Annotated in this window: 7 protein-coding genes and 10 pseudogenes; 4 read left to right on the top strand and 13 right to left on the bottom strand. The window is 59.1% G+C overall.

Features of this window, described 5'->3' with window-relative positions; all coding sequences use genetic code 11:
- Positions 1-142: helix-turn-helix domain-containing protein (locus ABIB00_RS38245; protein ID WP_502917957.1), on the bottom strand; the 142-nt coding region annotated here is incomplete at its 3' end.
- A 321-nt stretch (positions 143-463) separates the two neighbouring features.
- On the opposite strand from ABIB00_RS38245, the pseudogene ABIB00_RS38240 reads away from it, so the two are divergent.
- Positions 464-694: pseudogene (locus ABIB00_RS38240) on the top strand (transposase); the annotation flags it as partial.
- Positions 695-924: 230 nt separating this feature from the next.
- On the opposite strand, the pseudogene ABIB00_RS38235 reads toward ABIB00_RS38240, so the two are convergent.
- Positions 925-1973 (bottom strand): annotated as a pseudogene (locus ABIB00_RS38235) (IS110 family RNA-guided transposase).
- Between the two features lie 62 nt (positions 1974-2035).
- On the opposite strand from ABIB00_RS38235, the pseudogene ABIB00_RS38230 reads away from it, so the two are divergent.
- Positions 2036-2688 (top strand): annotated as a pseudogene (locus tag ABIB00_RS38230) (DDE-type integrase/transposase/recombinase); the annotation flags it as partial.
- 253 nt (positions 2689-2941) lie between these two features.
- Here the strand turns inward: ABIB00_RS38230 and ABIB00_RS38225 are convergent.
- Positions 2942-3964: pseudogene (locus tag ABIB00_RS38225) on the bottom strand (IS110 family RNA-guided transposase).
- Between the two features lie 78 nt (positions 3965-4042).
- Between ABIB00_RS38225 and ABIB00_RS38220 the strand changes: the two are divergent.
- Positions 4043-4210 (top strand): annotated as a pseudogene (locus ABIB00_RS38220) (integrase core domain-containing protein); the annotation flags it as partial.
- A gap of 897 nt (positions 4211-5107) precedes the next feature.
- Here ABIB00_RS38220 and ABIB00_RS38215 read toward each other — a convergent pair.
- From ABIB00_RS38215 to nifT, 9 genes and pseudogenes are all read right to left on the bottom strand, one after another.
- Positions 5108-5326, bottom strand: coding sequence for a hypothetical protein (locus ABIB00_RS38215; protein WP_354107913.1), 219 nt, complete (start codon positions 5324-5326; stop codon positions 5108-5110).
- A 22-nt stretch (positions 5327-5348) separates the two neighbouring features.
- A complete protein-coding gene (locus ABIB00_RS38210) occupies positions 5349-5498 on the bottom strand; it encodes a hypothetical protein (protein WP_354107912.1) in 150 nt (49 codons plus the stop codon).
- Positions 5499-5884: 386 nt separating this feature from the next.
- Positions 5885-6154, bottom strand: coding sequence for a DUF6129 family protein (locus ABIB00_RS38205; protein ID WP_354107911.1), 270 nt, complete (start codon positions 6152-6154; stop codon positions 5885-5887).
- A 31-nt stretch (positions 6155-6185) separates the two neighbouring features.
- A complete protein-coding gene (locus ABIB00_RS38200; protein ID WP_354107910.1) occupies positions 6186-6539 on the bottom strand; it encodes a DUF3024 domain-containing protein in 354 nt (117 codons plus the stop codon).
- Positions 6540-6554: 15 nt separating this feature from the next.
- The gene (locus ABIB00_RS38195; RefSeq protein ID WP_354107909.1) at positions 6555-6794 is read right to left on the bottom strand and encodes a nitrogen fixation protein NifZ; all 240 of its coding nucleotides are present in this window, start codon (positions 6792-6794) and stop codon (positions 6555-6557) included.
- A complete protein-coding gene (locus tag ABIB00_RS38190) occupies positions 6791-7105 on the bottom strand; it encodes a nitrogen fixation protein NifZ (protein ID WP_354107908.1) in 315 nt (104 codons plus the stop codon). The genes ABIB00_RS38195 and ABIB00_RS38190 overlap by 4 nt, the downstream gene beginning before the upstream one ends.
- Positions 7106-8070: 965 nt before the next feature.
- Positions 8071-8277 (bottom strand): annotated as a pseudogene (locus ABIB00_RS38185) (4Fe-4S dicluster domain-containing protein); the annotation flags it as partial.
- A gap of 12 nt (positions 8278-8289) precedes the next feature.
- Positions 8290-9281: pseudogene (locus ABIB00_RS38180) on the bottom strand (NifB/NifX family molybdenum-iron cluster-binding protein).
- A gap of 1181 nt (positions 9282-10462) precedes the next feature.
- Positions 10463-10667: pseudogene (gene nifT / locus ABIB00_RS38175) on the bottom strand (putative nitrogen fixation protein NifT).
- A gap of 280 nt (positions 10668-10947) precedes the next feature.
- On the opposite strand from nifT, the pseudogene groEL reads away from it, so the two are divergent.
- A pseudogene (gene groEL, locus ABIB00_RS38165) lies at positions 10948-11285 on the top strand (chaperonin GroEL); the annotation flags it as partial.
- On the opposite strand, the pseudogene ABIB00_RS38160 reads toward groEL, so the two are convergent.
- Positions 11269-11677, bottom strand: a pseudogene (locus tag ABIB00_RS38160) (hypothetical protein). The pseudogenes groEL and ABIB00_RS38160 sit on opposite strands and share 17 nt — an antisense overlap.
- Between the last annotated feature and the right edge of the window lie 454 nt (positions 11678-12131).

The following is a 12131-nucleotide window of genomic DNA, read 5'->3' as shown; positions in this document are numbered from 1 at the left end:
CGCGCGTTAGCCCTTCGACACCCTCCGCCATGAACCGGGCCTGCCATCTCCACACCACGGGCTTGGATTTGCCCGAGCGGCGCATGATCTCGGCGGTGCCACAGCCGTCGGCGGTGGCAAGAATGATGTTGGCCCGCCACACATGCTTCTGAGGTGCGCTGCGATCCGAGACGATCGCCTCAAGCCGATGGCGATCCGCCCGGGTGACCTTTACGATAGTTCCTGCTCATGCCCAGAGCTTGAACTGCTTCGGTCGATTTGGGAATCGTCCGAATGAATCAGACCACTAGCATATGCTGAGCGGTGTCTTCCGCTTGTACAGCTTCCGAAAAGCAAACGGCGCTAAAGGCTCCGCAGGAAAGAAAGCTAGCGAGCTTTTGCCTCCCTCCCATGGGCTCCTGACCTGAGCCCCGACATTTCCTCCAAAAATGGGGGAGTCCATAGCCCGGTGGGAGATGGACGAATGAAGAAGAGCCGGTTCACTGAAGCGCAAATCATCGGGATTTTGCGAGAGCAGGAGGCAGGGGCTGCGACGGCTGACGCTGCCGCAGGCACGGGATTAGCAGTGCGACCTTCCTACAAGTGGAAGGCGAAGTACGGCGGTCTGGAGGTCTCCGACGCCAAGCGGCTGAAGGCGCTGGAGGATGAGAATGCCAGGCTGAAGAAGCTTTTGGCCGAAGCGATGCTCCCAAGGCCGCCCCGCCCGTGCAAGGTCGTTTAATGAGGACGATGCAGTCTGCACAAATGTATCCGGCCTCTTGCAAGTGGGCCGCTGTTGCGGCCAGGCCATGATGAGATCCGCGCGTGCCGTTCCCAGATAAATGGTTCGGGCTCGAAGCCCGCTTTTTTGCACAGGGTTTACGGCGCGCCGATCGACTGTTTCGTCATCATCTTCACGAACCTCGCAGTCTGGAACAAACGGGATCAGCTAAAGGCCGGATCCCGCCGTTCATAGCTTGCGCCGGGCTTGGTCATCACCACCCATGCGATCCGCGCAATCTTGGCCGCCAAGGCGACGGTGACCTTGTTAGTGTGCATGCGTGCCTGAAGTCCATCAAGCCACGCGCCAAGGCGGTATCGCGAGCGATCAAGATGAGTCACGCAGGAACGGGCGCCATGGATGATCATCCGGCGCAGATATCGATTGCCGCGCTTGCTTATCCCCAGCAGCTTCGTTTTGCCTCCCGTAGAATATTCCGGGGACAAGACCTACCCAAGCTGCCATATCGCGGGCCTTTTTGAACTGGCGGGCAGATCCAGCTGCTGCCAGAAGCGCCGTCGCGGCCAGCGGACCAATGCCCGGATGGTCATCAATCGACGTGCGGTATCGCTTTGAGAGGCAATTGCCTCAATCTCGCGGTTGACCTCGGCAATCCGCAGCTCCAGCTGCCGCAGCTCGTCAAATGTAGATGCAAGAATGCGACGCATCGCCGAGGTTAGATCATTCGACTGATCGGCCAAAACCTCGGCAGATCAGCCTTGAACTTGCCGGCGCCCTGGTGAATAGCGATCCCATACTCCAGGCAAAAAGCGCGCATCTGATTGATGAGGCACGTCCGTTGCGACATCATCCGATCGCGAACACGATGCAGCGCTTGCAGGTCAATGTGCTCAGGCGACCTTAGCTCGACGAAGCGCATCGTTGGTCTCGTCACGGCTTCGGCGATCGCCGCGGCATCGATGATGTCATTTTTGTTGGACTTCACATATGGCTTCACGAATTGAGCTGGGATAATGCGAACGGTGTGCCCCATGGCGGCGATCTTGCGGGCCAACCATTGCGAGCCGGAGCAGGCCTCCATCCCCACCAAAGCCGGTCCTGCACGTTCGAAGAACTGCAAGAGCGTATCGCGCCGAAAGGTCGCCTTCTGGATCGGCATTCCGGCGGCGTCGAGCCCAACGACGTGGAAAAGGTTCTTGCCAATGTCGATCCAAAACACCGTTGCCGGCCTGGGCTTGTTCCGTGTCCTCATTGCTTCCTCCTTTCAAAAGCCAACTCAGTCTGACTGAGAGGACGGGGCGGGTCATCCCATTAATGGTAACGCCCGCCGCCAGGCTAGAGGCCGTCGCTCATCTGCAAAGTGCGTTCGAGGTCAGCGAGCGGCGGGCGTGTGCAGTGGTCGGGGCAGACCGCACGTCGCAGCGTTATCGGAGCTGCCGACCGGAGGATGCCGCCGTGCGGGCACGCCTGCGCGAACTGGCAGCCGTTCGCCGCCGGTTCGGCTACCGCCGTCTGCTCGTGCTTATGCGTCGCGAGGGTCTGACCATGAACCAGAAGAAATTCCGCCGCCTCTACCGTGAGGAACGGCTGCAGGTGCGACGGCGCGGCGGCCGCAAGCGGGCACGCGGGCACCGCTGACGATCCCGCAGGGGTCGAACCAGCGCTGGAGCCTCGACTTCCTGTCGGATGCGTTCACTGATGGCCGCCGCTTTCGTATCCTTGCGGTGGTCGATGACTTCAGTCGCGAATGCCTGGGGCTGATCGCAGATACCTCGCTGCCGGGCCTGCGGGTCGTGCGCGAGCTTGGGGCGATCGTCGCCCGGCGAGGCCGTCCGGCCATGTGCGTCTCGGACAATGGCACTGAGCTCACTGGGATGGCGGTTCTGCGCTGGTGCCAGGAGATCCAGATCGAGTGGCACTACATCGCGCCCGGCAAGCCGACCCAGAACGCCTTCATCGAGAGCTTCATGTAGAGACGGCCCCGCGGGCGCAAGAGGTTTCGACAACATTGTGATGTCGGTCGGGTGCGTTCATGTATACGGCCTTTGGTGCGACCGATACCATGGTCGCTGGCCCTGATGGAGATCGTGGATCGAGGCCTCATCAACGGGTCGCGCTTGTTGCGCTTAAAGCTCTTCGGGCTTTTTCGATCTCCAGCTCCGCCGGTTTTCATCACGCAGTCATTTGCCCTCGCACCTTAAGTTAGCCGCATCCGCAGCTTCACGCAGGGGATGTCGGCCTACAATACTCCCCAGTCGTCATCATCGCCCAGACGATCCGAGCCAACTTGTTTGCAACGGCGATTGCGACCACCATGGGTCGACCTCGCTCGAGGAGAGCTTCGATCCATCCGCCTCCGACCCGTGAGCGTGCCTTTGGGAAGCGGACGACGTTACGTGCTCCGATGACCAGCAAGTGCCTAAGATAGGAATCTCCCTGCTTCGTTATGCGGCCGAGCCGATCCTTTCCACCAGTTGAGTTCTGCCTTGGCGTTAGGCCGAGCCAAGCTGCGAACTCCCGCCCGGAACGGAACATGGTTGGATCGGGGACGGTGGCAGCAAGGGCTGTAGCCGTTATGGGGCCGACGCCCGGGATGGAAGCAAGCAACCTCGCCACTGGATGCGCTCTCTGGATCTGAGCCAACTCTCGCTCGATCGCTTCAATCTGCCGGTCGACTTCCTTCATCTGGTTCACAAGCGCTGCCAGCGCCATGGGCGCCGTAGTCGGCAGCGATAACTGATCATCGTCCAACATTTGCACCAAACCATCCACCCTTTGTCGGCCTTGCCCAACAATAACTCCGAACTCGGCAAAATGGGCTCGGATGGCGCAAGATGTCATAGTCCTTTGACGAACCAGCAGGCCTCTCGCTCGATGAAGCATCAAGCAGCCTTGGTTCTCGACGCTCTTGATCGGAACGAACCGCATGTTAGGGCTAGCAACCGCTTCGCAGATTGCGGCCGCATCAGTGGCATCGTTCTTAGCTCCTCGCCGGACGTAGGGCTTTACATATGCCGGCGGAATCAATCTCACATCGTGACCAAGCCGCTGGATCTCGCGCGCCCAGTGGTGCGCGGAAGCACAAGCCTCGATGCCGACCAGGCAGAATGACAGTCATGAGAAGAAGGCGATGATCTCGCCGCGCCGCAGGCGTTGGCGACAGACCACGCGTCCTTCGTCATCAACCGCATGGAGGTGAAAAGCGAATTTCGAAATGTCCAACCCAATAGTCGCGATATTCATCTTGATTGACTTCTTCTGCCGCCAGCACATCTGGCACGATATCACCGTCGCCGAGAGAGCGGGGCCGTCTTCCCCATCCACGGCCGGATCCGCGATGAGTTGCTCAACGAGACCCTGTTCATCTCGCTCACCCAGGCTCGCTCCGCGCTGGCTACATGGAAGGACGATTACAACACCGTTCGCCCACACAGTTCGCTCGGCGATCTCACGTCGAGCGAATTCATCGATCGCAGCGCTTGCCGACCGACCGAAACGGGGCGAGGCGCTGCGCTATGCGGGGGGCTCCGCGCCCCGCGCCGTTGCTTCACCGAGCCCATTGGGCTCAAATGTCACCAAGACTCTACTTATCGGCGGATGATAGTTGGGACTCAGGTCACTCCTCCCGCGGCGAAGGCATGCTTCTGAGCGAAGCTTGTTCTTGTTCAGCTGAGAGACGGACACGACGCCCTATTATAGAGCTCTTCAAATTGCCAGCCGTCTCAAGGATTCGAGTGCGCAGGCGTCCGCCAGTATCAGACTCCTGTATACATCCTTGTCCACTGGACTCCGGCTGGATACTTTCGGAATGAAGCTGAGTCATCGGCGATGGTCAGGCGCATCAGGGACGAGACGCTCGAAAGCCGCAGTGCGCAGCTGGACAAGCCGGTGCGCAAAACGCCCGTCTTGATATCGATCTGACGAGGCCTGTCGATCGGTTATCGGAGGAACGAGACCGCCGGCACCTGGGTGTTTCGCAAAGCCGACGGATCGCGACTATACGGACCCCCGGACACTCGGACCCAACTGTCGACTAGAGCGTGGAGTGCAACCCATCTAAGCGCGTGTCCACTAGGGCCCCGATGCAAAACCCACTGTCGACCTCCAACGTCGCGGTGTGCCGTTGTATCTGAATCATAACCGATCCAGGGAGAACAACGCGCCGTAAGCGATGTTACGCCAGACTCCGTCGTGCCAGCAACGATGGACATAATCGTGTCATTGCCGAAAGTCAGGATCACAAGAATTGTAACCGGCAGGCTGTCGCCATGTCGTCGATCTGCGACAGACTGTACGCCCTGGCGCCACCCGGTCGATCGCATCGGCTGGACAGGCTGCGAACACCTCAATCTCCTGGCTGGCCACGATATCGATGAATCTCTTCGCTCATGCCAGCGTCACAGCTTGTTGCTTGAAGGTATCAACTGCCGCCCGGGTCAGCCGAAAGACGCCCCGACCACGGGGCAGCGAGCGATAGGCAGAGTCGGCTCGGGCCTTGAGAACATCAAACCATTGGTCCGGCGTAAGCCTCGCCGGGCACTCGCTGATCTGGATCACCCTGCCATTCGGGGCGAAGCGGACGTGAATGATGATCTGCCGATTCATATCGTTCCTTTTTTTGCCAGGTTTAGAGACCGGTGGGCTGCTCGATTGTGACGTATTCAGTTTCGCGCCCTTTGGGGTGGACCTCGCGCAGCGACTTGAACTTCGCACCTGCATTGGTGCCGGGTGGCCCGTTCGGGTTGGCGGCGATAATCGCCTGTCTGTTAGGTCTCATACGTTCTTCGGCATTGTCTTGAGGCACGTTTCGGACCAACATTTGGTATCGGCAAACTCCCCCGTGCGTCCGCCCGATTGACGGCATGCACGGTCTGAGAAACGAATACGAGGAGGCGATTGCCTCTTGCTCCACTCGATACCGAGCGCCTTCAGGCCAAGCAGGAGTCCAATCGTGCGCTTGGAACCGCAACGCTATACTTGCGGCCAACATAGACGGCGAAAGCTGGTCCGAGCGTCTCAGTCGTCGACCGACTGGAAATTCTCTGCGAACACAATAGCGCTTCGACAGCAGAGAGACGGCAACAATGATATCAGGATCCGAGAGCGGAATTGCATTCACCTCCTCCGCGTCATCGAGGCGATTCTCTGCGGGTCCAGTGCCGATCACCGCCCAACATGCCTTCTAGCCAGCACCACTCCAGTCGCTCGCGCCTGGTCGGCCGTAATCTGCATGCAGTGGTCAGATCCATCGATGAGATGCAAGTCAAACTGCGGAAGACGCCGGAATGGCTGCCGCGACACGTCCGACGCATCACATCGAACGAAGGTGAGCTGCGGAAAGCGGCGCCTTAGGTCAGCAACGGCGCCAGTGTCTGTGTTAGCTGTCGCAAGCAGGCGTTCGATTTCGATCAATTGTTCTGTGGCGAGCGCCATTGCGACTCCTTGTGATTGTTGCCAATGAGCATCATTGCCAGAACAGCCGCTCGGGATCCGTGTTCAATTCGTCGATCGCCGACGCGAGCCGGTGGAAAATGCTGTAAATTTTCCAGCTTCCTCGCGCATGATTCTTGAAGAACAGTTTCCAGATCCCGCTCACGGCATCGTAATGAAGCAGCGCGACATCGATCTGACCGCCATCGTTGTCGATACTGCGCGAGCAGCAGGGACTCCCAATGAGATAGCCATCCTTTACCGGCGTCACACTCGGCGAGACATAGCGATAGTGCTTGCGGGAGATCAAAGCACGTTCGATTCGCTTGCGATCTAGCTCGTTCGGATGCGGGATCAGCCCGACCGGTACCTCTTTCGACACTCTCATCGCGAGAACATCCCCTCAAAGAACTGTGATCTCTTCTTCAAGACAACCAACGACCAGCCGCTCGCCCAACTCTACAAGATAAACCGGCACGCTCGCTTCGGTATGCATCGCGACCCGGACGATCTCGCCGATAGCACCCGCGCCGACCAGGATCCCATCAGGAGGCGCGGTGGCAACTGACTCGTCATTGATGAGATTGACTGCGGTTTTCACGCGCTGGCCCGATCGATATTTTGGAACGCGCGGCTCTGTCATGACACAGCCACTTCCGACAATGGCAGATCATCCACGTCCTCGTCGACCCGTTCGACCTCTTTGCGCCTCATGCCGAGGCGGTAGCCACTTTCAAGAAATTCGAACCCGTAGATATAGAATTTCTGCACGAACGTGCCGATGGAAACGACATTACCCACGTCGCCCTTCTTGGCCAGAATGTCGCCGATCTCCTTGCCGCGAAAGGTGCCGTCATTGCGAATGGTCCTGCTGGCCCTCACCTTTTCACCGAAGCTGAACGCGGGCGGCCCGCTTAGCTGGACCACATCACTGTCGCAAACGATCATGTTCATGCACCGCCCCCTCGCCAACCTGCAGGGCGCAAGGAGACGCGAGCAGAGGTGCTCTTCTGCAGCATATTGTCCTCGTCTGCGATGAGACATGCCGACTCGTCATCCGCGATGCGACTCGCCAAGTCGTAGCGAGCATGCCGTTCAGGTTCGCGGTTCAGAGCGGTTACCAAATGAGGTGAAAGCCGCTGCGCGAACTCGAGGTGCACGGAGGTGTCGGGGTCGTTCACCGTCGCAAGCAGCCGCATACGTGGTGCCACCATGCGGCGGAGCTCAATCGCCTCATCATTCATCACCCAGCCAAGCCGGCGCGGCGCGATGCGCTGCGTCCCGACCCGACAGACGCGATAAAATGCAGAACTTTGCCACCTCCGACCTCTTAGCCCAGCGAGTCTGTAGAAGTGGAAGCGGTAGAGCTCGATCGGGGGCAGAGGCCAGCGCCTCTGCTTCGAGCAGATGTTTTCGGCCACTCCGCCAGATGATAGAAGATCCCGGTCTGCCGTTGCTGATCCTCGGCTTCGGGTAGCAGACCTTCCTCGAGCCGCGTGTGTGCGACCAATGCTCCCTTGCTGCCTGATAGTGGAATGACTGGGTCCAGGTTCATGGGCAGCTTTCCTCCTCTGACAGGTGGCCCCTTCGACATTGCAAGGCGATGCGCCTGGCTCGGCGAAGAACAAGCCCGTCAGCACAGCGACGTGGGTCAAATCGATGACAGCGCTGCTTAGTGGGCGCTCGGCATCGAGGCGCAACTTTGGGCCGTTGCGCTCCGTGACTTTCTTGGGGGACCCGGGGCGCCGCCTACGCACCGATGTTGGTGATCGATCCTGAGTAATCCACGGCCATGACAAGAAATTGCAAGTCGACGCCTGCGGCGCCGTCAATGCACACGGCGATACTCGCGACTTTGGAGTGACGGAGCTCGGCATGAAGTTCACGAGCACACTCCATTTTAGCCAGGCGCGTGGTAAACGCGGCACTGATGTATCGATGACGTTGGTGTTTTCAACTGGACAGACAGCGACACACTGCGGCTCGTCAAAGTAGACGATGCATTCGGTGCACTTCTGGGGTTCAATTACGAAGTTTCGAGCCTTCTCCGACGTTGCAACATTCGGGTATAAGGGTTCACAAGCCGAGGAACGCGTACATTGCGAGGCGACGATCTTGAATGGCATAGATACGACCTCTTAAGCGACCGAGATTAGCGGTTCTTGCGGGATCGCTGCGTCGCCGCGCTTTGCGCGCGGGATGTCACCGTTTTTAGTTTTATGGAGATAGCCCCTGAACCAGCCAATCGCCGATTTCTCGATGGCGTCGTGCGCGTATTGATCGACCGGCTCGATCCAAGCATTGATCAGAATGTCTGTTGGGCAGCCACCAATGTTGGCCGCGAATACAGCGTGGCAGTCGTTGATGGCGCGGATGATGCCCGCAAGCCGATCCTCCTCGGCATATCCTTTGGTTGCGAACGCGGCCAGAAGCTTGACCTCGCTCATTTCGCCAGCGAGTTCCGCTAACTCCTCCTGCCTGGTCGTGATCCTCGCCGCAGGCATCCTTAATCTCGGCCTGATAAGCCTTGCGCGTCTCGAGGTCATATTGAACGTCCACGGCCACGACCTTCTCTATGGTGAACTCGCTGCTGCGATCATCTCCGAGCAGGCCGACGGCGTCAGCGCGGCACTGGCGGCAATGCCGCATCATCTTTATCTGACCTTCACAAGCATCCTGCAGCGCCGCCAATTCCTGTCGGGCCTCGATGGCCTTCGAGCCCGAATGCTGTGCCGTACTCGGACGCCGAGATCTGTGGCATGATAGGCCGTTTTCGGATTGGCCAGGCATCGCCGGGGCCGACGATACCGAGCAAAGTCAGCTGTGGAATCGCGAGCAGCTTTCCCGCCGCCTGCTCAGGAGTGAGCTTGTCACTACCAACACCCGGACGCGATTCTTTGGCGCAGTCGTACTTACGATTGCAGTAGTTGCATTGAATATTGCAAGCCGGCGCGACCGCGACATGGATGCGAGCGTAATGATGATGAGCTTTTTCGCTATAGCCGGGATGAGGCCTCACTTTGTCCCAGATCTCGGACGGCAGATCGCCTGGGGCAGCCTGTGACCCATAGCTCCCTTTGCCATTCTTCGAAGAGCTCCGGGAACCCTTATAATCGGCGATGACCCGCATCCCGCCGCTATCCTCAGCATCTTTGTGATGTTTTCCGCGTCCGGCAACCGCGTTCATGTTCAATTCTCTATCAAGTGTGCCCATGGCGACCAGCCTGAGCGGCCACAGCGAGAGTTAGCAACTCGCGTGCCATCTCGGATGGCGATGGCATTCCCGCCCTGTGAATGAGTTAGCTAGACGTGATCCGCACAGTTTTGCACGCGTCAGCGACAGTTCACACGTCGCAAATGCGACAGACGTCGCAATTTGACGGAGATGGCCGTTGGGTTCTCATTGAGCTCGCGTGAAATCTCCCAACGCACCGGTCGCTTGCGATGCGACCTCTTCCTACTAGCGGACCGCGGCGAGAAGCCCACTTTGCGCCGCTACTTGGCGCTCAACATCTCTATCGCCTGCGGGAGCCATATCGCGACGTGTCAGGTGTTGCTCGACCAGAAAGCAGAGCTCGTTGCATGAGAGTGCTTGCGGATCGACGATCCCGTAGTGACGTCAGCCGAGCGTTTCGTGATCTGCCGCGCATAAATAGCAAAAGCCGTTCATTGAAGGGACAGCCGAAGAAGAGGAAGCTCCGTCCGTTCTGCCTTTCCTCGATGAGGTCGGGAACTGGTCTCTGGATGCCGATTTCAGTCAGAACCTCAACATAATCCAGCGTCAGTAATCAGAACGCTCTTGACCGACAGCACGCTGCCGTGCGGCTTGCGCAGCACAGTAGGCCAATGGCCGCCGAGGCATGATCAACCTCTTGGCCCGCCGGATCGTAGATTGGATACCAGCAATCGACGTGGATGCCGGAGCGCGCGATACCTTGCACTTCACGCCATCGGTCGCGTGTACCGGAGAGCCGTCCGCATCAGGCCGTCGTACCAAGAAGTCGACTATCACAGGCAGTGGTAAGGATGCTTGATGATGATGCAGTGGTGTCGGCTCCGCCGGCGCGCGAACGCCTGGACCATCAATGCCGTCACGGTGGAGCGATGTGCGACGCTCTCGACATCCCAGACGTTGCCTAGGCCTGGCGCGATAGCGCAACTTCGCTGGAGAAGGCAGAAGGCCTCCTGTGTCATTGGCATATCTGGTCCGATCAACTCGGGAGGTCAGGTCCGAGATACGGAACAATGCTGAGCTCTCATCCTCACCCCAGATCAGTACGAATCGCCTTCGCGTCGGCTGCGTTGACAAACTCAATCCGCGGGAGGGCCTTCATCGGTCCGCCCTGTCTTCCCTCGCGTTATGGCATTGATTGTGATCGGGAGCGGCGTCTCGCTCGCCATCTCGGGCAGATCGAGCATCCAGCTGCTGGCCATTCTGATCCCAACCGCCCCAGAGCGTTTCATATTCGGATTCCACGGTCGGCCCTTCGAGATCTTTCTTGCGAAAGGCCCGCATCAAGAGAGCGGCGACTCAAGAGTTCATGAGCTCAATTTTCTGGACCGCGATGCATACTTTGGTTTAGCATGCTCCCGCGAGTTGGCGCGCAGGTGAGCCACAAGTTTGACAATACGGCGACGACCTGGTCGGTCTCTTGGAGGGTTGTCTCACGCGGCAGGGACAAGCGCACCGCGCCGTGCAGGACATGCGATGGCGCGATTGAGCAGGATCCGCAGGCTGATCCGAGCGAAGCGGCAATGCCGGCACGATTGAGATCGTGGAGAATTGCGTCTCTTTCCAAGCGATCTCGGAAGATCTCGGCGTCAAACTGGAGAACGTCACGCTCAACATGCTCGGTCGCACCAAGAAGGGTGATGATCGACAAGGAGAACACCACGATCGTCAATGGCGCCGGCAAGAAGGCCGACATCGGGTCGGGTGGCCCAGATGAAGGCTCAGAGCGAGGAGACCACCCCGGACTACGACCTTGAGAGGCTTCAGGAGCGTCTGGCGATGGTGGGCGGCGTCGCGGTGATCCGCGTTGCGGCACAACCAACGGCATCGAAAATTCTCCTTCGGCAACCGATCGTCGGGCGTCGCGTTGATCGCGTAGTGCGGTCTAAGAGTGCGGTGCGCACGTTCGGCTCTTGGTGGACCGGCGCCGCCCCAGTGGTTCAGGCTCGTGCCGACGTAGTTCGACAGAATGGGATCGTGTCGGCACTCGCGATGGCAGCTCACGAGCTCTCGTGTCCACTGGCTGGATTTGGGGCGTGCTAGGGCGCGGCTCCATCACTTCGAGCACCGCTCGTCCCTTGTCAGTGATGCGCCACCCTCCATTCACACGCTCGACGAGCCGTTGCGAAACAACATCGATGTCGGGCACGCGGGCGCCCATTCTCTTGGTGCGCGCCGCCCAATCGGGACCGCTCGTGGCCAAAATGGCCATGTCTCCCTTGAGCTCCGGCATGGATGCGAACCCGTCCGGGTAGCTCAACAAGGATCTTCAACACCGTGACCTGGAAATTCACATGAGCACTATCGGTTGTCCGCACCTACCGCCACATTGTTGGCGCAGAGCGAAGAGCTTCCATGCCGACCTGCCTAAGGCGGTCCGCCGTGATCTCACCTGTCTTGGCGCCATCCAAGATCTTGGAAGCGACATGGGCCCGAGTGCCCGTTTCGCTGCGAGGCAGACTCTCGCAAACCTACTCAAGAACAGCACGCAAAAGCGCTGTAGTCCGAGGCTGCGGTGCTGGAGGCGGATGAACACCTGGAGTGGTGACGCGAGCTTGACGGGCCGATGCCCAACGAGTGCGCCGTTTCCAGCGCGCCGAACACGAGCTTACCGAACCTTGGATTTTTTCCTTAGGTGTTTAACTGGATAAGAAGACCGAGCTCGAGGTCGTCGAGGGCATGCAGTTCGACCGCGGCTACATCTCGCCCTACTTCGTCACCAACGCCGACAAGATGCGCGTTGAGATG

Origin of the sequence: Bradyrhizobium sp. LB14.3 (genome assembly GCF_040547985.1) — a bacterium.
Classification (GTDB): Bacteria; Pseudomonadota; Alphaproteobacteria; order Rhizobiales; family Xanthobacteraceae; genus Bradyrhizobium.
Note: the sequence above shows the minus strand (reverse complement) of the source record. Positions and strands in the feature narration are given on the sequence as shown.